Source organism: Mesorhizobium carmichaelinearum (assembly GCF_900199455.1).
GTDB classification, from domain to species: Bacteria; Pseudomonadota; Alphaproteobacteria; order Rhizobiales; family Rhizobiaceae; genus Mesorhizobium; species Mesorhizobium carmichaelinearum.
In genome coordinates this window covers 58,762-79,245 of the sequence record NZ_FZQR01000011.1, presented here as the reverse complement: position 1 = coordinate 79,245, position 20,484 = coordinate 58,762, and the positions used below count along the sequence as shown (strand labels likewise).

The window sequence follows — 20,484 nt, the reverse complement described above, 5'->3', positions numbered from 1 at the left end:
TCTTCCCCTCTGGCGGCATGGCGAGCCTCGCTGCTCAGCTGGCGCTGCCAATAAGACCGGCGCGTATCCGGTTTATGGCGGTCAGCAGCGAAAGCGTTGCCATGGCCGGAAACACAAGCGGCGCGATGGATGGCGGCCATAGCCCGGCGGCGCACAGAACCGCCACCACGCCCAGCGCCAGCGCCCTGTCGCTCTTGCCGAACGGTCCGGCATAGTTGCGTCCGATGCCGGCGGCGATGCCGAGCACACCGGCGAACTCGGTCAGCACCGCGGTGATGGCGAAGGCGATGACGCCCCAAGCGCTGAACAGCGCAAAGGCGGCGAAAGGCAGGATCAGCGCCAGGTCCGAAACGACGTCGCAAATCTCGTTCAGATACATGCCGAGCGTCGAAGCCTGGCCATGTTCGCGCGCCAGCATGCCATCCACGGCATTGAGCGCCATGCGCACGAACAGCACGACGGGAATGAGCAGCAGCGGCCAGCGCCATTCATGCAGGATCGCGATGGCCGCTCCGGCCGCGATCGACATCAGGGCGGCCAGGATGGTTATGCTGTTGGCGGTGACGCCGATTGCCGCCAGCCGGTTGACCAGCGGCCGCAATCTACCCTGGAAAGCCGGCTTGAAAGCGTAAAGCGTCGGCATTGCGTCGATCCCCCGATCCTGACCAGCGGCTGTACATGAATATGTCATAAGCGACCAGCGGCTGCAGCGCCCAAACGGGTAATCGCATCTTGATGTGGCCGATGTTGGAACGCCGCCTGGCGATGCTCGGTCGCTGCGTAGCCATCTCGGGCCACGGCTTTCACCAGTCGCTAACGATGATTATGTTGCGCCATTGCCATGCACATTTGTCGGCTTCCGGGACCACACAGCCGCTTGAATAGTAAGCACGCTTATTATATATACCGCTCATGGTTTCAGATGGCATCGACAGATTGGGATTTTTGATCCACGACGTGCAACGCCTGATGCGCAAGCGTTTCGAGACGCGCGCCAGTGGGCTTGGCCTGTCCTCGGCGCAATGGCGGCTGATGGTGCGTGTCGCCAAGGAGGAAGGTGTTACTCAGGCCCGGCTGGCTGAACTGCTCGAAATCGAGCCGATCAGCGTCTCGCGCCTTGTCGACCGGATGGAGGAGGGCGGCTGGATCGAGCGCCGCGCCGACGCCGCCGACCGCCGCGTGCGCATGATTTTCCCGACCGCCAAGGCAAGCGCTGCCTATGCCGAGGTCAAAAGCCTCGCCGGCGAAGTCTATGAGGAATCGCTTGTCGGCGTTTCGCCGGAGGACCGTCGCGTGCTGATCAGGGCGCTCGATGCGATGGCGCAGAATCTCGCGGACGGCGATACCTCGGAAAAAGTCGAGCCTAAGAAAGGCGCAGCAGCATGAACGCGGTAGCCAAGGTAGACGAAAACGCTGCCAAGGTGGAGATGGAAGCGCCGGCCCAGCCGGTTGCTGCTCCTGTTGCGGTCGCTCCTCCCATGGAGCCGGTCCCGGCGCCGAAGAAGAAGCGCCGCATGGGCCGCTTCTTCTTGATGTTTGCCTTGCCGGCGGCGCTGATTATCGGCGGCGGCTATGTCTGGGTGACCGGTGGGCGCTATCAGGAAACGGAAAACGCCAATCTGCAGCAGGCCAAGGTGTCGATCGCCTCGGACACGGCCGGCCGCATCGTCCAGGTTGCCATAGCGGACCATCAGATGGTCAAGCAGGGCGATCTTCTGTTCACAATCGACCCCGAGCCTTACCGGATCGCGCTTGCCCAGGCCGACGCCGCGGTTGCCGCCGCGCGCCTCAATGTCGAGCAGCTGCGCGCCGCCTACAGCCAGTCGACGGCGCAGGAGAAATCCGCCAGCAGCGAGGTCGACTATGCCCAGTCGCAATATGACCGCGCCGCCGATCTCGCGCAGAAGGGCATCAACGCCAAGTCGTCGCTGGATCAGGCCCGCAACGACCTCGACAAGGCAAAGCAGCAGGTCGCCGTCGCCCAGCAAGGTATCATCAGCGCCAAGGCCGCACTCGGCGGCAACCCCGACATCGAAACCGACAAGCATCCGACCGTGATGGCCGCACTCGCCGCGCGCGACAAGGCCGCCTACGACCTGGCGCGGACCACGGTGAAGGCGCCCGCCGATGGCGTCGTCTCCCAGGCCTCGTCCTTCAAGGTCGGCCAGTATGTCGGCTCCGGCACGCCGCTGTTTTCGCTGGTCGAGACCAACGACACCTGGATCGATGCCAATTTCAAGGAAACCCAGCTCACCAACATGCGGCAGGGCCAGAAGGCCGAGATCGTCGTCGATACCTATCCGGGCAAGACTTTCGAGGCGACGGTCAAGGCGATCGGTGCGGGAACGGGTGCTGAATTCTCGCTGCTGCCCGCCCAGAACGCCACCGGCAACTGGGTCAAGGTCACGCAACGCATTCCGGTGCGCCTGGAACTGACCGATCCCGACGCCAAAATGGCGCTGCGGACCGGCATGAGCGCCTCTGTCACCGTCGATACCGGCGTTGCCCGCGGTTTTCCCGCAATATTCGGTCACGCCACGGCTGGTGAGGCCGCGCAATAAGTCAGCGGAAGCCCGTGCAGACCAGCGGGTGGAAGCGGATAGCAGGATTGGTCTGAGGGGAGGAGTGGGAAGGGGCAGCGTTTGGTTCGAGCCGCGTCGCGGCCTGGCCGAAATCTGAAATCTTCGACACGGACCCTTCGGTCCTCATGTTTCCGGGCGGCAGGCATCCGCTCATCAGAGACTTTCGATCGATGTAACCCCCACATCGATAATCGCGTCCCACCGCGATGAGGGTCTCTCAACGGAAGGCGTTGCCGCCCGGAAACCCTATGTACACGTTTTTGTTATCTGCTGGAAGTTCCGCATCATGAGCACGCCAGAACCATTTCGAGAGGTGCCGCATCGCGGCCTGATCACGGTTGCGCTCATGCTGGCGACGATCATGCAGGCGCTCGACACCACCATCGCCAACGTCGCGCTGCCGACCATGACCGGCGATCTCGGTGCCTCCCCCGACAACATCAAGTGGGTGCTGACCTCCTACATCGTCGCCGCCGCCATCATGACGCCGGTCACCGGCTGGCTCGCCGACCGCTTCGGCCGCAAGGAATTGTTCCTGACGGCCGTGGTTGGCTTCACCATCTTCTCCATGCTGTGCGGCCTGGCATGGAGCCTTGAAACCATTGTGCTGTTCCGGCTGATGCAAGGCGTGTTCGGCGCCGCCATCGTGCCGCTGTCGCAGACCTTTCTGCTCGACATCAACCCCAAGGAGCGTCACGGCCAGGCCATGGCCATCTGGGGCGCCGGCATTATGCTGGGACCGATCCTGGGCCCGACGCTAGGCGGCTGGCTGACCGACAATTTCAACTGGCGCTGGGTGTTCTTCATCAACCTGCCGGTCGGCATCGTCGCCTTCCTCGGCATGGCGGCCTATCTGCCGGCCGTTGCCCGGCGGGTGCGCAGCTTCGACTTCTTCGGCTTTGCCATGATATCGCTCGGCGTCGGCGCGCTGCAGCTGATGCTGGACCGCGGCGGCGAGGTCGATTGGTTTTCCTCGGTCGAGATCTGGATCGAACTCGGCTTGGCCATCACCGGCTTCTGGGTGTTCATCATTCACACAGTGACGGCGGAACATCCCTTCATCGATCCGAAGATCTTCCTCGACCAGAATTTCGTGACCGGGCTGGCGTTCATCTTCGTAATGGGTGTGCTCATCCTGGCCTCGATGTCGCTGCTGCCGCCAATGCTGTCGACCATTTTCGGCTATCCGACCATCACCATCGGTGTCGTCATAGGTCCACGCGGTATCGGCACGATGGTTTCGATGCTCGTCGTCGGGCGGCTCATGGGCAAGATCGACGCCAGAATTCTCGTCGTCATCGGCTTCCTCCTGACCGCGCAGTCGCTCTACACCATGGCGAGCTTCACCCCGCAGATGGATAACTGGCTGATCATCACCTCCGGTGTGATCCAGGGCCTGGGCATGGGAATGGTGTTCGTTCCGCTGTCGACGGTCGCCTTCGCCACGCTCGACGCACGCTACCGCACCGATGCAACCGCGCTGTTCAGCCTGGTGCGCAATCTCGGCTCATCGATCGGCGTCTCGGTCGTGACGGTGCTCCTGGTGCGCAACACACAGATCAACCACGCCGAGCTTTCAGCCTTCATCAACCCGTTCAATCCCAATCTCTGGGCGGTCTCGCCCGCGGCCGCGGGCGGCGATCCGATGGCGCTGTCGGAGGTCGATCGCATGGTCAATCTGCAGGCGATGATGATCTCCTACGTCAACGACTTCAAAATACTGATGGTGATGACGCTGCTCGCCATCCCGTTCGTTTTCCTACTGCGCAAGCCGAAGGCTGCGCCGGCCGGCGGCGGCGCACCTGCAGCACATATGGACTAGGGCCGCCGCAGGCAACGTGCCTGCCGTTTTGGATGGACTAGGATCGCCGCATCGGCTGGTCCTAGCCCATAGCCGAAGCGGCCTGCATCGTTCCGCCATTGACCGCTGGACAGCAAACAATGCGACACCAGACCTTTCCGGTATTCGACCTCAAGCGTTTCGAAAACGCCGGAGCGCGGGAGAAGAAGACGCTCGGCGCCGAGGTCGACCGCATCTGTCGCGACACCGGGTTCCTGGCTGTGACCAACCACGGCATTCCGCAGGTGGTGATCGACGCGGCGTGGTCAAAGGCACGTGCCTTCTTCGATCTGCCGCCGGAGCAGAAGCAGCGGTCGAAGGCGCCCTACAAGGGCTATCCCTACGGTTATCTTGGCCCCGAACTCGAGGCGCTGGCCAAATCCCGCAATGTCGACACGCCGCCAGACCTCAAGGAGAGCTTCAACGGCGGACCACTTAGGGCGCCGCAAGGCATGTCCGACCCGGAAGCGCTGGCCTTCTGCTATGCCGAAACGATCTGGCCTGAAGAACCAGACGGATTCGTCGACGCCTGGAGAACCTATTATGCTGCGCTCGAGGATTTGGCGCTGCGCATCATGCGGGTCTTCGCCACCGCGCTCGGCCTGCCTGAAAATCATTTCGACAGCTATCTCGATGCGCCGATCAGCGCGCTCAGGGCGCTCAACTATCCCGAACAACATGTTGCGCCCAAGCCCGGCCAGATCCGCGCCGGCGCCCACACCGACTATGGCAGCCTGACCATCCTTTTGCCGCAGGCCGGATCGCGCGGCCTTCAGATCATCACACCGGACGGAGAATGGACCGAGGTGCCGCCGATCCCGGGAGCCTTCGTCATCAACATTGGCGACCTGATGGCGCGCTGGACCAACGACCGCTGGGTCTCCACCGTGCATCGCGTAGTCAATCCGCCTGCCGATCAGGGCGGCAAGGACCGGCGCCAGTCGATGGCATTCTTCCTTCAGCCGAACTGGGATGCCGAGATCAAGGTGCTCGATGCCTGTCTCGCCGATGGCGAGGCGTCGAAATACGCACCGGTGCGTTCCGGCCCTTATCTGATGGGAAAATTCAAGGCGACGACGAAGTAATGCATGTCGCCCAAAAGTGCGTAGCGGTTTTGGGGCAACGACATGCATCAAACAAGAAAATGCATGTCGCCCAAAAGTGTGTAGCGGTTTTGGGATAACGACATGCATCAAACAGAAAATGAAGCTTACCTGCCGAGAACCAGCGACCAATAGCGCAGGTTGGGGTCACGCCCGTCGCGGACATAGGCGAGCCCGAAGCGGCTGAAATCCGGATCGAGTATGTTGCGCCGGTGGCCCTGCGAATGCATCCAGATGTCGAACAGTTTTTGCTGGTCGAAGCGGCCCTCGGCGATGTTCTCGGCCGCGGCTCCGCGCACGCCGTTGTCCTTCATGCGCGAGGCAAAATCCTTGCCCCAGCCGGTGCTGTGGCTCATGCGCTCCCGCGATGCCATGTAGCCGGCCTGCTGCAGCGCCGCCTGCTCGAGCTGGGCGTCCGGCGTCAGTGGCCCAAACCCGGCTGTGGCGCGCAAGCCCGCCAACGTGGCCGTGGCGGAGGAAGAAACGCCCGCGCCTTCGCCCGTCGGGACAGAGACGGTGCTGCAGGCGGAAAGCATGGCAATGGCTGCGAGGCCAGCTACCTTGAGCAACGTGCGCCTGTTTGGATTCGGGATTGGGGAGTTTGCAGTTTTCGCGATCATCATGCCCATCTGACATAATGGCGATCATGGCTTTTGCCGGGCGGGGCGGTAAAATCTGAGATGGAAATGAGAGGCTAGCCGCTCATTTCACAAGCGTGATCATCCGGCTGGCATACATTTCGCGATTTCCAAACACGGCCGAGCAGTCGGTTTTGATGGATGAGTTTCCGGTCATCTGCACGGTCAAGCCAACAAGCCTCAGACAGTCTCCCTGACCGCTCATATCTGAGTTGCCGGCAAACGAAACCGCCGCGTCGGGCGCATAGACGAACCCGCTGATCACGGAATTCGCGCCGCCATTCAGCGTCAAGGCCGATGTGTTGCCGTGGTTCTGGAAAATGGTGATGCCGGCGTAGGGACCGTTGGTGGGTGGCGATAGGTTCACCTGTTCATTGGCATTTATGGTGATCTGTGAGCCCTCCATAAGGAACAAGGTCACGCCCTGACCGGTCAGGCTGCCGTTGCCGCCGGGTTTTATCGTGACGCCACGGAAGATGTAGACGCCCGGATTGAGCGTGATGTTTCCCGACAACGTCTTGTCGCAATAGGTTCCGGGCGACAGCGTATAGGTTTTGCCGTTCGGGACCGGCAGGCACAATGTGTAGGGGGGAGGGACGACGTCCGCCAGAGGGTCGAAAGACGCATATTGATGTTCGAGCGGGGCTCCGCAGGTGAGATTGGCGCTGGGCGGCGAAAGCCCGTAAGTGCCGCCGACGGTCGAGACGCAGCCCGCCGAAACCTGTGCGGAACCGCCTCTGCTGACGGCATCGGACGCGTCCGAGTTTGCCGCGATGACGCAGCTGCTCATAGAGACATCGGTCGAGCCCTGCAGGCTTACGGCTGCCGACGCATGTGGATCGAGCGCCAGCACACAGGCCTGCGCACCGGGGTTCATCTTGACCGTGGCCGAGCGGTGAGCTGGCCAGGGGGCCGCGCCATTGATGAAGCTCGGATGGTTGATGCTGGACGAAAGCGAGATGTAATAGGCGCTCGGGTCGCCGCTGGCGGTTGTCGAAAAAGCGGAGACGCTGTCGGAATATTCCTGCTGGTCGGTGAGGCTCAAATTGGCCGAAAAGAATGTCAACCCAAGTCCCTGGACATCACTCGCGGCCATGCTGGGTAGGTACTTCGTGCCGACGGCAAGCCCTGCCGCGTCCAGCGAGTTCTGCAACTGCGCGGCGTCGTCACTCGTGCCCGTCAGATCGATCGTGCCGGCCACGACAACCATTATCGGCACCATCGCTATGGCGGTCGCCATGGCAAAGTTGCCGTGCTTCGAAGGCCAGAAGCCCCTCAATGTGAACATCGTCCGCCGCCCAGGTTTGCAATGCCTAGGTGATACGCTTGGGGTCTCTATGAGTAATTTAAGCAATAGCTAAAATGCATGGATTCTAAAAAGAGGCGAGGTGGCTCGCCAAACGAAGGTCGCCCGGCACGCCCAATGAGGGGCAATAGCCGGAGATGAACACGACTACGATTGGTTCCAGCCATTGACGCGGCGACAATCGACGCCAGATCTGCTATCGTCACTCTCGTTCTTGCAGTGGCAGCTACGGGCGGCCTCACCGCGTGACCGCCCCCGACACACGGGAGGATGGTTATGGCCGGCTTTCACGTCATGGCGGACGCGTATGGGATGCATGTGCAGCCCACGGTGCGCCGCATCACCACGACGGATCTCTGGGACGCGCTCAAGCTCGGCGCCGAGGATTTCTGGGCAAAACCGTCCCACTACGTGTTTCTGTGTCTGATCTATCCGATTGTCGGCCTGATCCTCACGCAGTGGTCGTCGGGCTCCAACGCCATCCAGCTCGTCTATCCCTTGATGTCGGGCTTTGCCCTGGTCGGGCCTTTTGCCGCGATCGGGCTCTACGAGATCAGCCGCCGGCGCGAGCTTGGCATGAACACGGATTGGCGCCATGCGCTGGATGTGCGCCGTTCCCCGGCACTGCCGTCGATCGCGGTCATCGGCATCATGCTGTTTGCGCTGTTCCTGTTGTGGCTGTTCACCGCGCAATCGATCTACACCAGCCTGTTCGGCGATCAGCCGCCGGCATCGCTCGGCGCCTTTGTCCGCGACGTGCTGACGACCGGCAAGGGCTGGACCTTGATTCTGCTTGGCAATGCAGCCGGGTTTGTCTTTGCCGTGGTGGTGCTGGCCACAACGGTGATCGCCTTTCCGTTGCTGCTCGACCGTGATGTCGGTGCCGTCTCGGCAATCGAAACCTCGGCCCGGGCGGTGATGGCAAACCCGCTGCAGATGGCGCTGTGGGGGCTGCTGGTTGCGGTGCTGCTGGTGATCGGTTCCATCCCGCTGTTTGCCGGACTGGCCGTGGTCATGCCGATCCTGGGCCATGCCACCTGGCACCTCTACCGCAAGGTGATCGAGCCGGCGCAGATTCGGCCGATCCGCCGACCGATGTAGGAGAGCATGATCCCCAAAAGTGGGAACCGGTTTTGGGAAAAGATCATGCTCAACTAGGGTCCGGACTCATAACCAGTAGCTGACGATTGCCGCGAGGCAGACGGCGGCGAGGAAGCTCGTCGTTGATCGATCGTATCGTGTGGCAATGCGGCGGAAATCCTTGAGCCGTCCAAACATCCGCTCGATGGCGTTGCGATCGCGGTATAGGAATGGCGAGAAGCAGTTCTTCCAGCGTCGGTTAGCTTTCGGCGGAATGTTCGGCATCGTCCCTTTGCCCTCGACCTTGTGCCGGATGGCATTGGTGTCATAGCCCTTGTCGGCATGCAGGATTGGGCTCTTCGGCATCTGCTCCAGAAGCAAATCCGCGGCACTGCAATCGGCGACCTGGCCACCGGTCAAAAGGAAAGCGATTGGGCGGCACAGGCCGTCGGTCAGGGCGTGGATTTTCGTGGTTCGACCACCGCGCGATCGGCCGATCGCCTGATTTTGTTCCCCTCCTTTGCCGCCTGAGGCACATCGATGCGCCTTCACCGCCGAGGAGTCCATAAGTACCTCCGCGGGTGGTCCGCTAGCGGAGACCAAGGCATGGAAGATGTCGACCCAGACGCCCTTGGCCGCCCATCGGACGAAGCGGTTGTAGAGCGTCTTGCGCGGGCCGTACGCATCCGGTGCGTCGACCCAACGACCACCTGACTTCAGGACATGCACGATACCGCTGATCACCCGGCGATCATCAACCCGCGGCTTCCCGCGTGTGTCAGTTGGCAAGAGCGCCACGAGCCGCCCAAACTGCTCCTCGGTCAGCCAGAAATAATCGCGATTCATCCGTGTGGTCTCCCTTGGAGACCGTGAATCACGAAGCAGATTCCGACGAAATCCCTGTTGATTCCGTGCCCCCTTTGGACCACTGTCCCTAGATCGGGCAAAGGCCGCGCCCGGATGGTGGACTCGGGGAGATCGCAATGCCCAACGCTTTCACCACTCTCGTCGGCATAGAAATCCCGATTGTCCAAGCGGCAATGGGTGGAGCTACGTCTCCGCAATTCGCGGCCGCGGTCAGCAATGCAGGCGGTCTCGGGATGCTCGCCCTCGGCTGGAGTTCGCCCGAAGCGGTACGCGCAGAAATTCGGGCCACCAAGGCCCTGACCGAGCGACCATTCGGCGTCAATCTCGTGTTGACTTATCCGCAGGAGGAGCGCCTCGCGATCTGTTTGGAAGAAGGCGTGCCGGTAGTCTCATTTTTCTGGGGCCAGGCAGGTTCGCTGACGGCTGCGGCGCATCGTGGCGGGGCAAAGGTCCTGCATACGGCGGGAGGCGCCGAACAGGCTCGGATATCAGCCGCAGATGGTGCCGACGCAATCGTCGCGCAGGGCTGGGAGGCGGGTGGCCACGTTTACGGTACAGTTGCCACGATGGCGTTGGTTCCGGCGGTTGTTGACCAGGTCGCGCCAGTCCCCGTTCTTGCTGCCGGTGGCATTGCGGATGGACGCGGTCTAGCTGCGGCGATGGCACTTGGTGCCGCGGGCGCCTGGATCGGTACCCGCTTTCTCGCGAGCGTCGAAGCTCCAATCCACCCGCGCTATCGCGACCGCATCCTGACAGCTAAGGAGACGGACACAGAATACGGGACTGTTTTCGATGTCGGCTGGCCCGACGCTCCGCATCGTAGCCTCCGCAACAAAACGATTGAAGCTTGGGAGGCAGCCGGACGCCCGCCGGCGGGTAGGCGTCCCCACGAAGGCGCGGTCGTTGCAAAGTCGCCATATGGCGACGTGGTTGCATACCAATCTCATACGCCGGGATCGGGTGACGAGGGCGATATCGACGCCCTTGCCCTATGGTCGGGCCAAGGCGTCAGCCTCGTCCGCCGCGTCCAGCCGGCCGCCGAGATTGTCCGCGAAATCAGCGACGAGGCGCGGGCAATCCTCGCACGGCTTGGGAACGATCCATCTTTCTAAAGCTCACGTGGGAAGTACTGCCGATCTCAATCGCGGAGTTATGGGTCCGGACCCTAAGGCATGATCCCCAAAAGTGGGAACCGGTTTTGGGACTATGCTCTGCCGAAGGGGCTCAGCGCTGCGCGTCGGTAGCCATCTTCAGCGCCAGCGCCGTCAGCACGCCTCCCATCATCCAGCGCTGGATGACCAGCCACAATGGCCGCCCGGCAAGGAAAGTGGCGATCGAGCCGGCCGTTACCGCGATGATGGCGTTGACGGTCAGGCTGATTGAGATCTGCGTCGCGCCCAGAACGAGAAGCTGCGACAGGACGTGGCCTTTGCCGATGCTGATGAATTGCGGCAGCAGCGACAGATAGAGCACCGCCACTTTCGGGTTGAGCAGATTGGTCATCAGGCCCATGGCGAACAGCTTGCGCGGCCGGTCTTTCGGCAGGTCGCGCACCTGGAACGGCGAACGTCCGCCCGGCTTCACGGCCTGCCAGGCAAGCCACAAGAGATAGAGCACGCCGGCAAAGCGCAGCGCGTCATAGGCATAGGGCACGGCGAGCAGCAGCGCCGTAATGCCGAACGCCGCCGACACCACATAGAACAGAAAGCCGACCGCGACCCCGCCAAGCGAGATCAGTCCGGCCTTCGGCCCTTGCGACAGCGAACGCGAGATCAGGTAGATCATGTTCGGCCCTGGCGTCAGCACCATGCCGAGGCAGACCAGCGCGAAGGCGACATGATTGGCGGTATCGGGCATTGTTCTTCCCCTAAGCGTGCCGCGATGGATGCGCGATCCCGCGAGCGGCCAATATGTGCCTGTCACGGCAGGCGCCCGCAAGGGCTTGCCGACGCAAGGCGTTGCGCCAGAAAAATGACAAAACCTGTCATCGACATGCCAATTCCCCGTCTTAAGGGACAAGCGGAGACGTCTCTTAAGTTGGCGTTTCATTTCATGCCGCTTATGCCGGCAAGGCTTAGGAGTTAATCGTGACCGCGAACAAAGCGATCAAAGTTGCGGTGATCGGACGTGGTCTGATCGGCTCGGCGGCTGCGCGACATCTGTCCAAAATGGGCCATGATGTTGCACTGATCGGGCCCGATGAGCCGGCCGACTATTCGCGCCACGGCGGCGTCTTTGGAAGCCACTACGATGAGGGCCGTATCACGCGGGTTTTCGATGCGCACCCATTCTGGCGGCAAGCGAACAGCGCTGCGATTTCGCGCTACGGCGAGATTTCAGCCGAGAGCGGCGTGGAATTCTACCGGGAAGTCGGCGTGCTTCATGTTGGCCCTCGCGAAGGCACGGATATCGCTTCGGTTGGCAAAATCGCCGCCGAGGCCGGCATTCGCTGTGAAGCCTATGATGATACGGCGCTCGCGGAGCGATTTCCGTTTCTGAAATCGACGGCGGGAATGCGCGGATATTTCGAACCGCGCAATGCCGGATACATCAGCCCGCGCCGCCTGGTCCGGGCGCAGACGATTGCGGCGGAGCGCGCCGGGGCTCGGATCATCGATGAGCCTGCCCTGGGGATTTCGGAAAGCGGTTCCGGTGTGACGATCCGGACGCGATCGGGTAGGGTCGAGGCCGAGCGTGTTCTCGTCGCGGCAGGCGGCCATACCCAATCGCTGCTCGGTCGATCCTTGGGCTTTACGGTCTATGGGCGTACCGCGGCGATGTTTCGGCTCGGTGCGGCACAGGTTCAACGCCTGGCCGGAATGCCGTCGATGCGTTGTTTCGGCCCCAAGGGCGAGGACCCCTATATTCTGCCGCCAATCCCCTGTCCGGACGGGCAAACCTGGTTGAAGCTCGGCGGCGATCCGGTCGATCTGCCGCTCGAAAGCGAGGCGGATATCAAGGACTGGTTCAAATCGGGCGGGTCGATCGAGGTTGCCGATGGGCTTCAAAAGCAGATCTTAGACCGTATTCGCGACCTCGATTTCGAAGAACGCCGGGTCGTGCCTTGCATGACCACCTTTGGCGACACGGGCTTGCCCTGCATCGGGCCGCTCTCGCGGCGTGTAACGGTTGCATTCGGCTGCTACGGCAAGAGCGCGAAATGTTCGGACGAATTGGGTCGGCTGGGCGGCATGGCGCTGCTCGGCGAGGTCAGAGCCGAGTTCGCACCCGCGAACGCGTTCATTGCCGGCTCCTAGCCGACCACCCGCAGGTTCGACAGTTCGTTGCCGATTTCCTTGAAATCGTTCGACAGGCTGGCGCCGGTCGCATTCCAGAACAGCTTGACCGGCTTGGTCGGATCCGTCGGGTCCTTGCGGAAGCGCGAGTCCGACGAGCAGGATTTCAGCGCATCGATCGCCAGCTTGTCGCTGGCCTTGGTCGTCGACAGGTCGAGCGCCACCGTCATCACCATGATGTTGGCTGCCTTGGCGTTGTTGCAGAGCGTTGCCATCTGCTCGTTGAGCGCGTTCGTGTAATTGCCGTTCGAATAGTCGAGTTGACCGATGGCGCTCGATGTGCCCATGAACATGCGGCCGACCGAGGTGCCGTTATAGCCGGGGTTGAGATAGCCGTAGGACGCATAGGTCGATTTCGAATTGGCGGGATCTGAATAGCCCAGCGAGGACGGTGTGTAGTAGGTGTTGGCGCCGTCGGTCAGCACGATCACCACCTTGTCGTCGCCTTTCTCGGTTTCCGGGCGCCCTTGCGTGAACGGTTCGCCGCTTGAGACCACCCGCCAGCCCCATGCCAGGCCCTCGGGAACATTGGTGCCGCCATTCGGCTGCATCAAGTCGATCGCGGCCTTGATCGCGGTGGCCCCATCGGTGACGCTGACATCGGTCAGCGGCGTGATCGGGTTGGTGGTGCAGCTGTAGTTCGGGCCATTGCCGGAGGGCAGCGCTGGCGCATCTATCGGCCGCGGCTGGAAATATTTGGCCATATTGCGCAGCCGCGATTGACCGGTGCTGCTCGAAGGATCGTCGTTCCACCAGCTGTTCACCGCGCCGTAGGTCACCGGGGCGGCTTCGTCGGGGTCCTGGGTGAGCTTCCAGTGATTGCCGGGCTCGTCGGGAGCGAACATCGGCACGAACATCGTTGCCGGATCGCCGACGCCTATGCCGGTGTTGGCCGAACCGCCGGATGGCGGGGTGTCGTTGACATTGTAAGGGTAGGGCCGGGCCTCCACGCAGCCCTGCCAGCTGGCAAATGGACCGTAGGAATCGATGTAGTCATATTCGTCGTGGCTGCGTTTGCAGGTGTTGTTCGAATTGTACTCGTCGCAAACCACCCGCTTGCTGTTGACGACGCGCTCGTGGTTGGTGACGACCTTCATGTCCCGGTACAACGAAAACCGGGTCAGCATCTGGCCTTCCTCGGTGCCCCAGCCAGTGCCGCGCTTGTACCAGATACCGTTGGTCTGCTGGGCGTATTTGTTAGCCGCATTCAGCGTCGACCAGTCGAAATTCTCGGTCGACACCGGCGACAGGCCTTCTGTGTCCATCCACGACGCGTTGCCATTGCCGGGGCCGACATTGACCGAAGCGGCGAAGGGCACGAGGCCGAATTGCACCGGCTTGTCGACCTGCTTGATCATGACCGCCTGCTGGGCCAGCGTGTCGACCAGCTGCTTCGACGCAGTCTTGAGAAGATCGATGCGCTTTTGGCCCGAGCCGGTGCCGAGTGTGGTCATCGATCCGGAATTGTCGAGCACCAGGGCAACTTCCAGCGTGTTCTTCAGCCGCACCTGGGAGGTGACGTTGAAGCTGATCCTCTGGTTCGCATCGGTTGCCGATTTGCCGACCATCTGGGCGAAGGCAGGATAGAAATAGGGCTTGTAGGCAAGCTGCGCCGTCATAGTGAGCAGGCCGCCGCCGCTGGTGTTGCTCGGCAAGGTGACGTTGAGCGTCGTGCTGGCGGGATCGACATCGTTCAGGTTGGCATTGAAGAAATCGAGCGCATAGGCTCTCAACTGGTCGTCGGTCGCGCCTTCCGTCAGCCGGCGCGCCGTGGCGAAGTTGGCGGCGTCGAGCGCATTCGTCACCATCTGCTTTTCGCGGTTCATTTCGGTGAAGTCGACCGCGATCGCCAGGCCGCCCATCAACGGCACCATCGCCACCACTGTCATAAGAGCATAGTTTCCGCGTCTGTCGCGGCGGAACTGGCGCCAGATTTCATGCATGTCTTGCAGCGGCCCCCGCCGGCGGATTCTCGATTTGACGCCAACTTTTCACAAAACGCTGAAGGACGGGTTTGGGAAACCGCTCTATTGCTTGGTTGGCGCTTCACCAACCGCTAACCAATCAAAAGCCCACAGCCCAGATGCCGTCCAGAAAAACGTCTGCCGACGCAGGACGTGGGCATATCGGGCTGACAAATAACAGGGATAAGACGGCGATCATGGTCGTCCAGTCCAACTCTCATGATCAAATGACGAGGCTGCCAGGTGAAAGCTGGTGACAGCATGGGTCGGTTCGGATAATTCGAACCCGCTGCGGCGAACCGTCGGCCGCGGCGCTCGCAACGCTCATATTGAAGGACACGGCATGGCGGATTCGCCTGAAATCGTCGGCTCGCTCGAAGACGTCTCGAAAGCCTATTCGGCAATTCTTTGCGATGTCTGGGGCGTGGTGCACAATGGCGAATGGCATTTTCCCGCGGCCGCGGCGGCGTTGGCCAAAGCAAGGGCAGCCGGTATTCCCGTTGTCCTTATCACCAATTCGCCCCGCCGTAACGCCGATGTCGTGGCTCAGATGAGCGCAATCGGCGTTCCGCCGTCAGCCTACGACCGTGTGGTGACCTCGGGCGACGTGACCCGTGACCTGATCGCGGAGGGGCCACGCAAGGTTTTCCACATCGGCGCCGACCGCGACCTGACCCTCTATGACGGCCTCGATGTCGGTCTCGTCGAGGAATTCGAAGCCGCCGGCGTTGTCTGCACCGGGCTGTTCAACGACGAGGTCGAGAAGCCTGAGGATTATGCGGAAATGCTGCGCCGATTGCGGGCCAGGAACCTGCCGTTCATCTGCGCCAATCCCGATATCATGGTGGAGCGCGGCGAACGGATCATCTGGTGCGCCGGTGCCCTGGCGCGCGACTATGCCCAGCTCGGCGGCCGCACGCTGATCGCCGGAAAGCCCTACGCGCCTGTCTACGACGTTGCGATGAAGGAGGTGGCGGAGGTGCTTGGCCGGCCGGTTGAGCGTTCTCAGGTGTTGGCCATCGGTGACGGGATGATGACCGATGTGAAGGGCGCGGCCGACAATGGTTTCGACGTTCTCTATGTCTCCGGCGGCATTCATGCCCGCGACTACGGCGATGCATCCCGGCCGGATCCGGCAAAGCTCGGGCTCTTCCTGGAACGGCACGGCTATCGTCCGGTGGCCGTCATGGTCAGACTGCAGTAGGTGGCAATGGTAGCCTTCCAGCATCTCTCGGCAACCGCGCCGCTGCCCGCCGACCTGCGTGGCGGCGTTGTCGCGATCGGCAATTTCGATGGCGTCCACCGTGGTCATCAGGCGGTGCTCGAACGGGCGTTGGCCGAGGCTGTGCGGCGTGACGTGCCAGCCCTGGTGCTGAGCTTCGAACCGCACCCGCGAAAGGTCTTCAGGCCTGACATGCCGTTGTTCGTGCTGACGCCGCCGCCGATGAAGGCGCGGCTCTTGTCGTTGCTGGGCTTTGCCGCACTCGTCGAGCAGCCGTTCACGCGCGACTTCGCCGCGCTGTCGGCGGAAGCGTTCGTCACCGACGTGCTGGAGAGGACGCTCGGCATCACCCACGCTGTGACCGGTTTCGATTTCCATTTCGGTAAGGATCGCCAGGGCGGACCGGCCTATCTGATGGCGGCCGGCGAACGCCATGGCTTTGGCGTCACACTTGTCGACGCCTTTCGCGACGAGGGCGCCGAGGTGGTTTCATCGAGCCGGATCCGGGCCTTGCTCTGCGATGGCGAGGTGGCCGAGGCCGCCGGTCTGCTCGGCTATCGCTTCACGGTGGAAAGCGAGGTCGTCGGCGGCCAGCAGCTTGGAAGAACGCTCGGCTTTCCCACGGCCAATATGCGGCTTCCCGCGGAAGCGACCCTCAAGGAAGGAATCTATGCCGTCCGCTTTCGGCGAGCCGACGGCACGCTATATGACGGCGTCGCCAGCTTCGGCCGCCGCCCGACCGTCGACGACAACGGCGCGCCGCTTCTGGAAACCTTCGTCTTCGATTTTTCCGGCGATCTCTATGGCGAGACCTGCGAGGTCTCGTTCTTCGGCTTGCTGCGCAGCGAGATCAAATTCGACGGGCTTGATGCCTTGGTGGTGCAGATGAAGCGCGATGAAGCCGAAGCACGCACGCTGCTTGCCGGCGTCAAGCCGCTATCCGGTCTGGACGCTTCCGTGGCGTTCTGAGCTACTTCTTCAGCGCCAGGCCGACCGCGATGAAGGTCCAGCCCTGGAAGATCAGGTCGATTGCCAGGAACAGCCCGAGCACCCACAAGCTGTTGACCGGCCAACCCATGGCGATGATCAAGCCCGCAAGCACGCTGATGATGCCCGCCGCGACGATCCAGCCCCAGCCCTGTTCCGGGCGGTGACTGTAGCCGACCCAGGCCCGCAGCGCGCCGGAGGCGACAAGCGCAACGGCCAGCAGGAAGGTCAGCGCAGCCGAGGCCAGCAGCGGATTGTCGAAAGCGAAAAATCCGGCGACCGCATAAAGCTGTCCGCTGAGCTGCCAGTAGAAGAAGCGGCTCCAGGTCTTGACGCCGAAAGCATGCATGATCTCGATGACGCCGGCCACCAGCATCAGCCAGCCGACGACATAGACGGAAGCCACCGTGGCGATGAACAGATTGCCGAAGGCAATGCCGCCGAGGATCAGCAGCACCACGCCCAGTCCGACAAACCATCCCCACTTTGCCCGGGTCTCCCCGATCGCGTTCTTCAGTGTATCGCCGTGCAAGGTCATGATCCATCTCCCTCCACATCTGGCCGCGCATCCTGCAGTTGAAGGAAGGTAATCCCAACGGCACTACCCGTCCAGCGCGGTGGCTATTGCAAAGGCGCGTCGAAGCTGGTGTCATCCCCCTTTGCACCAGGGAGGTATGACAATGAAGCGATCCCATGGGCTCGCCCTGTTTTCCTCAACTCTCGCCCTGCTCGCTGCCACTGCAGCTTCCGCATTCGCAGCGCAGCCCGGCGATCCGCCGGATGGCATCACCAAGATAGAAACGGTGGTCGTCATCTTCGCCGAGAACCGCGCCTTCGACAATCTCTATGGCCATTTTCCCGGTGCCGAAGGCGTCGACAAAGCCAGCCAGGAAAGCCTACAACAGCGCGACCGTGATGGCTCGGTGCTGTCCGAACTGCCGCCGGTGTGGGACGGGCTGACCGCCAAGGGCGTCACGCCGCCGGTGACGCAGGCGATGACCGAGCACCTTCCAAACTTGCCGTTCACCGTGAACGACGCGAAGGGTTTCAACGTGCCGCTCAGCGTCACAACGCGCGATCTCTGGCATCGCTACTACCAGAACCAGATGCAGATCAACGGCGGCAAGAACGACATGTTCGTTGCCTGGGCCGATTCAGGTGCCATGCCGATGAGCAATTGGGACGCTTCCAAGACCGACATGTGGTCGGTCGCGCAGAAATACGTGCTGGCCGATCATTTCTTCATGGGTGGGTTCGGCGGCTCGTTTTTCAACCACCAATGGCTGATCTGCGCTTGCGCGCCTTACTACGCCGATGCCGACAAGAGCCCGGCCAAACCGTCGATTTCGGTGACGGATGATAGCGGCACAGCGCTGAAGATCGCCGACAATTCGCCGAAATCGGCGCGCGACGGCATTCCGAAATTTATCTCCGATGGCAATCTGACGCCGGACTTCCACGCGGTGAACACGATGCAGCCGCCTTACCAACCGAGCGGCACCGATCCGGCGCCTGGCGGCGATCCGCTCCTTGCGGATCCGGCCAAGCCCACCACGCTGCCGCCCCAGACGGAGCCGACCATCGGTGACATGCTTAGCCTCAAGCACATCACCTGGGCATGGTATTCGGGCGCCTGGCAGTACACGCTCGACCACGGCAACAACTCGCCGATTCCGAATTTTCAGTACCACCACCAACCGTTCAACTATTATGCCAATTACGCGCCGGGCACCGCCGCCAGGCGCGAACATTTGCGCGACGGCGGGCTGGGCGGCGTTAGCTTCATCCAGGCGATCGACGACGGCGCCCTGCCACAGGTCTCCTTCTACAAGCCACAGGGCAATCTCAACGAGCATTCTGGCTATGCCGACATCGAGGCCGGAGATCGCCATATCGCCGACGTCGTCGCTCATCTGGAGAAAAGCCCGCAATGGCCGCATATGCTGGTCGTCGTCACCTATGACGAGAATGGCGGCATCTGGGATCACGTCGCTCCGCCCAAGGGCGACCGCTGGGGGCCGGGCACACGCATCCCCGCCATCATCGTTTCGCCCTTCGCCAAGCACGGCTATGTCGATCAGACGCCCTATGACACGACTTCGATCCTGCGCTTCATCACCGAGCGCTTCGAACTGCCGGTGCTGCACGGCATCGTGGTTCGCGACAGGGCCGTCGCCGCGCACGGCGAACCGCCGCTCGGCGATCTTACCGCCGGGCTCGACCTCAATTGAAGGCCCGTGTCCGCAGGAAAACGATGAACGTTGACGGGATCGTCGCCCTTGTCACCGCTGCCGGCATCGAGCTTATCGACCGCCGCCGCAACGCCAAGGGCGACGGCTGGTCGCTAAGCTTTGCCAACGGTGCAACGGTGGAGGTGGGTGACGACGGATCGGCGCGCATTGCCGGCAAGGGCAGCAAGACCGTGAGAGGGCTGCTGGACTTGCCGACCGCGCCGCGCCGTACCTGATCCGGCGCGGCCAGACACAAGGTTGGCCGACGCAACTGTTACGGATGTTAAGTCAAATTTTACCGAACTGGCGCCATGGCTTGAGCGATGCCGGGTGTTTGTTCCGGCGTGTTTCGCGTAAGGGGTATCGATGCGTATTGTCCGAGCGATTCCGCTGCTTCTGACCGCCTCCTTGCTGGGCGCCTCCGCGGCCGAGGCTGGCGACGGCGCTTTCGGCTGGCTGTCCGGCGACTGGTATCTGACGGTTGGCGCCACCGGCCTGGTCGCGCCCAATTTCGAGGGCGGCAAGCAGTACATGCTGAGCGCCCAGCCCATCATCTCCTTGGGCAAGGCCGGTCCCCAGGCGCGCTTCACCTCGCGTAACGACAACATTTCGCTGGCGCTGGTCGACGATGGCGGCGTTCGCGCCGGCCTGACCGGCAAGTTCCTGTTCTCGCGCGATGACAGCAATGCCGACGAACTCAAGGGCCTCGATCCGGTCCGCTGGGGCGGCGAAGTCGGCGGCTTCTTCGAATTCTATCCGACGGACTGGCTACGCGCGCGTGCCGAATTGCGGCATGGCATCCGTGCCCACAATGGCTTTGTCGCCGATATAGCCGCCGACGCCTTCTATGATGTAACGCCGACCGTCAGGATTTCGGGTGGCCCACGCGTGTCCTTTGCCTCGGCCAACTATTTCGACGCCTATTATGGCGTCAATGCGCAGGAAGCCGTGGTCTCGGGTCTCAGCCAATACAATCCCGGTGGCGGCCTGAAATCCGTCGGCCTCGGCGGCGCGGTGACCTGGAAGGTGACCGATCCGATGACGGCTAGCCTGTTCGGCGAATATTCGCGCCTCGAGGGTCCGGCAGCCGATTCTAGCCTGGTCAGGGAGCGCGGCGACCGCAATCAGTTCACTGTCGGTGTGTCGACCACCTACCGTTTCGACTTCACGATGTAAGCGATTCGACGCTTTATTCCTGCCGCCGCATCGGCTAAAAGCCCGGTGATGACGCACTTTATCGGCGCTTTCGCGATTGCGATACGAATTATGAGCCCGGTGTTCCGGGCGGCCTGAGCGCCGCCGGAGCCGCCGGGAATGTTGCGCGCGGCCTCTCGCGCTTTTTCCAAATCATGATAGTTCAACGCCCGA

The 20,484-nt window shown here is 62.2% G+C and carries 20 protein-coding genes; 12 read left to right on the top strand and 8 right to left on the bottom strand.

Annotation, left to right across the window (positions count from 1 at the left end; all coding sequences use genetic code 11):
- Nucleotides 1-34: 34 nt before the first annotated feature.
- Complete coding sequence (locus CKW40_RS24210; RefSeq protein WP_095202376.1) at nt 35-643, bottom strand: CDP-alcohol phosphatidyltransferase family protein; 609 nt, start codon at nt 641-643, stop codon at nt 35-37.
- A 269-nt stretch (nt 644-912) separates the two neighbouring features.
- Here CKW40_RS24210 and CKW40_RS24205 point away from each other — a divergent pair, with 269 nt between their 5' ends.
- The 4 genes from CKW40_RS24205 (at nt 913) to CKW40_RS24190 (ending at nt 5,507) form a co-directional block, all read left to right on the top strand.
- Entirely contained in the window at nt 913-1,386 is a 474-nt protein-coding gene (locus CKW40_RS24205; protein ID WP_095202375.1) for a MarR family winged helix-turn-helix transcriptional regulator, read from the top strand.
- Entirely contained in the window at nt 1,383-2,561 is a 1,179-nt protein-coding gene (locus CKW40_RS24200; protein WP_095202374.1) for an HlyD family secretion protein, read from the top strand. Before CKW40_RS24205 ends, CKW40_RS24200 begins: the two co-directional genes overlap by 4 nt.
- A 307-nt stretch (nt 2,562-2,868) precedes the next feature.
- Complete coding sequence (locus CKW40_RS24195) at nt 2,869-4,404, top strand: DHA2 family efflux MFS transporter permease subunit (RefSeq protein WP_095202373.1); 1,536 nt, start codon at nt 2,869-2,871, stop codon at nt 4,402-4,404.
- Nucleotides 4,405-4,523: 119 nt separating this feature from the next.
- Complete coding sequence (locus tag CKW40_RS24190) at nt 4,524-5,507, top strand: isopenicillin N synthase family dioxygenase (RefSeq protein WP_095202372.1); 984 nt, start codon at nt 4,524-4,526, stop codon at nt 5,505-5,507.
- Nucleotides 5,508-5,632: 125 nt separating this feature from the next.
- Here CKW40_RS24190 and CKW40_RS24185 read toward each other — a convergent pair whose 3' ends face one another.
- Both CKW40_RS24185 and CKW40_RS24180 read right to left on the bottom strand, forming a co-directional pair.
- Nucleotides 5,633-6,148 (bottom strand): CAP domain-containing protein, encoded by a 516-nt coding sequence (locus CKW40_RS24185; RefSeq protein ID WP_095202553.1) that lies wholly within the window; start codon nt 6,146-6,148, stop codon nt 5,633-5,635.
- A 79-nt stretch (nt 6,149-6,227) separates the two neighbouring features.
- Entirely contained in the window at nt 6,228-7,451 is a 1,224-nt protein-coding gene (locus CKW40_RS24180; protein ID WP_095202371.1) for a TadE/TadG family type IV pilus assembly protein, read from the bottom strand.
- Nucleotides 7,452-7,745: 294 nt separating this feature from the next.
- Between CKW40_RS24180 and CKW40_RS24175 the strand changes: the two genes are divergently transcribed.
- Complete coding sequence (locus CKW40_RS24175; RefSeq protein ID WP_095202370.1) at nt 7,746-8,570, top strand: DUF2189 domain-containing protein; 825 nt, start codon at nt 7,746-7,748, stop codon at nt 8,568-8,570.
- A 66-nt stretch (nt 8,571-8,636) separates the two neighbouring features.
- Here CKW40_RS24175 and CKW40_RS24170 read toward each other — a convergent pair whose 3' ends face one another.
- Nucleotides 8,637-9,395, bottom strand: a complete 759-nt coding sequence (locus CKW40_RS24170; protein WP_095202369.1) for an IS5 family transposase — start codon at nt 9,393-9,395, stop codon at nt 8,637-8,639.
- A 137-nt stretch (nt 9,396-9,532) separates the two neighbouring features.
- Between CKW40_RS24170 and CKW40_RS24165 the strand changes: the two genes are divergently transcribed.
- The gene (locus CKW40_RS24165; RefSeq protein ID WP_095202368.1) at nt 9,533-10,528 is read left to right on the top strand and encodes an NAD(P)H-dependent flavin oxidoreductase; all 996 of its coding nucleotides are present in this window, start codon (nt 9,533-9,535) and stop codon (nt 10,526-10,528) included.
- Between the two features lie 112 nt (nt 10,529-10,640).
- Here the strand turns inward: CKW40_RS24165 and CKW40_RS24160 are convergent, their stop codons facing one another.
- The gene (locus CKW40_RS24160; protein WP_095202367.1) at nt 10,641-11,273 is read right to left on the bottom strand and encodes a LysE family translocator; all 633 of its coding nucleotides are present in this window, start codon (nt 11,271-11,273) and stop codon (nt 10,641-10,643) included.
- A 230-nt stretch (nt 11,274-11,503) separates the two neighbouring features.
- Between CKW40_RS24160 and CKW40_RS24155 the strand changes: the two genes are divergently transcribed.
- Nucleotides 11,504-12,673: an NAD(P)/FAD-dependent oxidoreductase gene (locus CKW40_RS24155; RefSeq protein ID WP_179298090.1), complete on the top strand. Its 1,170-nt coding sequence runs from the start codon at nt 11,504-11,506 to the stop codon at nt 12,671-12,673.
- Here the strand turns inward: CKW40_RS24155 and CKW40_RS24150 are convergent.
- Complete coding sequence (locus CKW40_RS24150) at nt 12,670-14,655, bottom strand: TadE/TadG family type IV pilus assembly protein (RefSeq protein WP_179298089.1); 1,986 nt, start codon at nt 14,653-14,655, stop codon at nt 12,670-12,672. The genes CKW40_RS24155 and CKW40_RS24150 overlap by 4 nt on opposite strands.
- A 364-nt stretch (nt 14,656-15,019) precedes the next feature.
- On the opposite strand from CKW40_RS24150, the gene CKW40_RS24145 reads away from it, so the two are divergent.
- The gene (locus CKW40_RS24145) at nt 15,020-15,880 is read left to right on the top strand and encodes a TIGR01459 family HAD-type hydrolase (RefSeq protein ID WP_095202365.1); all 861 of its coding nucleotides are present in this window, start codon (nt 15,020-15,022) and stop codon (nt 15,878-15,880) included.
- A gap of 6 nt (nt 15,881-15,886) precedes the next feature.
- On the top strand, nt 15,887-16,867 hold the full coding sequence (locus CKW40_RS24140) for a bifunctional riboflavin kinase/FAD synthetase (RefSeq protein ID WP_095202364.1): 981 nt from the start codon (nt 15,887-15,889) through the stop codon (nt 16,865-16,867).
- A 1-nt stretch (nt 16,868) separates the two neighbouring features.
- Here the strand turns inward: CKW40_RS24140 and CKW40_RS24135 are convergent, their stop codons facing one another.
- On the bottom strand, nt 16,869-17,423 hold the full coding sequence (locus CKW40_RS24135) for an HdeD family acid-resistance protein (RefSeq protein WP_095202363.1): 555 nt from the start codon (nt 17,421-17,423) through the stop codon (nt 16,869-16,871).
- A gap of 142 nt (nt 17,424-17,565) precedes the next feature.
- Here CKW40_RS24135 and CKW40_RS24130 point away from each other — a divergent pair, with 142 nt between their 5' ends.
- The 3 genes from CKW40_RS24130 to CKW40_RS24120 all read left to right on the top strand — a co-directional run bounded on the left by CKW40_RS24130 (nt 17,566) and on the right by CKW40_RS24120 (nt 20,292).
- Nucleotides 17,566-19,116, top strand: a complete 1,551-nt coding sequence (locus CKW40_RS24130; RefSeq protein WP_439331003.1) for an acid phosphatase — start codon at nt 17,566-17,568, stop codon at nt 19,114-19,116.
- 23 nt (nt 19,117-19,139) lie between these two features.
- Nucleotides 19,140-19,352, top strand: a complete 213-nt coding sequence (locus CKW40_RS24125) for a hypothetical protein (RefSeq protein WP_095202361.1) — start codon at nt 19,140-19,142, stop codon at nt 19,350-19,352.
- A gap of 130 nt (nt 19,353-19,482) precedes the next feature.
- On the top strand, nt 19,483-20,292 hold the full coding sequence (locus CKW40_RS24120) for a MipA/OmpV family protein (protein WP_095202360.1): 810 nt from the start codon (nt 19,483-19,485) through the stop codon (nt 20,290-20,292).
- Here CKW40_RS24120 and CKW40_RS43100 read toward each other — a convergent pair.
- A complete protein-coding gene (locus CKW40_RS43100) occupies nt 20,268-20,477 on the bottom strand; it encodes a hypothetical protein (RefSeq protein WP_143748368.1) in 210 nt (69 codons plus the stop codon). The two genes, CKW40_RS24120 and CKW40_RS43100, sit on opposite strands and share 25 nt — an antisense overlap.
- Nucleotides 20,478-20,484: the final 7 nt, after the last annotated feature.

Bases quoted from the DNA above. Each gene is read 5' to 3' on its own strand.
- CKW40_RS24195 (WP_095202373.1), top strand. From the start codon at position 2,869: ATGAGCACGCCAGAACCATTTCGAGAGGTGCCGCATCGCGGCCTGATC.
- CKW40_RS24150 (WP_179298089.1), bottom strand. From the start codon at position 14,655: ATGCATGAAATCTGGCGCCAGTTCCGCCGCGACAGACGCGGAAACTAT.
- CKW40_RS24160 (WP_095202367.1), bottom strand. From the start codon at position 11,273: ATGCCCGATACCGCCAATCATGTCGCCTTCGCGCTGGTCTGCCTCGGC.
- CKW40_RS24180 (WP_095202371.1), bottom strand. From the start codon at position 7,451: ATGTTCACATTGAGGGGCTTCTGGCCTTCGAAGCACGGCAACTTTGCC.
- CKW40_RS24205 (WP_095202375.1), top strand. From the start codon at position 913: ATGGTTTCAGATGGCATCGACAGATTGGGATTTTTGATCCACGACGTG.
- CKW40_RS24175 (WP_095202370.1), top strand. From the start codon at position 7,746: ATGGCCGGCTTTCACGTCATGGCGGACGCGTATGGGATGCATGTGCAG.
- CKW40_RS24130 (WP_439331003.1), top strand. From the start codon at position 17,566: ATGAAGCGATCCCATGGGCTCGCCCTGTTTTCCTCAACTCTCGCCCTG.
- CKW40_RS24145 (WP_095202365.1), top strand. From the start codon at position 15,020: ATGGCGGATTCGCCTGAAATCGTCGGCTCGCTCGAAGACGTCTCGAAA.
- CKW40_RS24120 (WP_095202360.1), top strand. From the start codon at position 19,483: ATGCGTATTGTCCGAGCGATTCCGCTGCTTCTGACCGCCTCCTTGCTG.
- CKW40_RS24125 (WP_095202361.1), top strand. From the start codon at position 19,140: ATGAACGTTGACGGGATCGTCGCCCTTGTCACCGCTGCCGGCATCGAG.
- CKW40_RS24170 (WP_095202369.1), bottom strand. From the start codon at position 9,395: ATGAATCGCGATTATTTCTGGCTGACCGAGGAGCAGTTTGGGCGGCTC.
- CKW40_RS24165 (WP_095202368.1), top strand. From the start codon at position 9,533: ATGCCCAACGCTTTCACCACTCTCGTCGGCATAGAAATCCCGATTGTC.
- CKW40_RS24200 (WP_095202374.1), top strand. From the start codon at position 1,383: ATGAACGCGGTAGCCAAGGTAGACGAAAACGCTGCCAAGGTGGAGATG.
- CKW40_RS24140 (WP_095202364.1), top strand. From the start codon at position 15,887: ATGGTAGCCTTCCAGCATCTCTCGGCAACCGCGCCGCTGCCCGCCGAC.
- CKW40_RS24190 (WP_095202372.1), top strand. From the start codon at position 4,524: ATGCGACACCAGACCTTTCCGGTATTCGACCTCAAGCGTTTCGAAAAC.
- CKW40_RS24135 (WP_095202363.1), bottom strand. From the start codon at position 17,423: ATGACCTTGCACGGCGATACACTGAAGAACGCGATCGGGGAGACCCGG.
- CKW40_RS24185 (WP_095202553.1), bottom strand. From the start codon at position 6,148: ATGATGATCGCGAAAACTGCAAACTCCCCAATCCCGAATCCAAACAGG.
- CKW40_RS24210 (WP_095202376.1), bottom strand. From the start codon at position 643: ATGCCGACGCTTTACGCTTTCAAGCCGGCTTTCCAGGGTAGATTGCGG.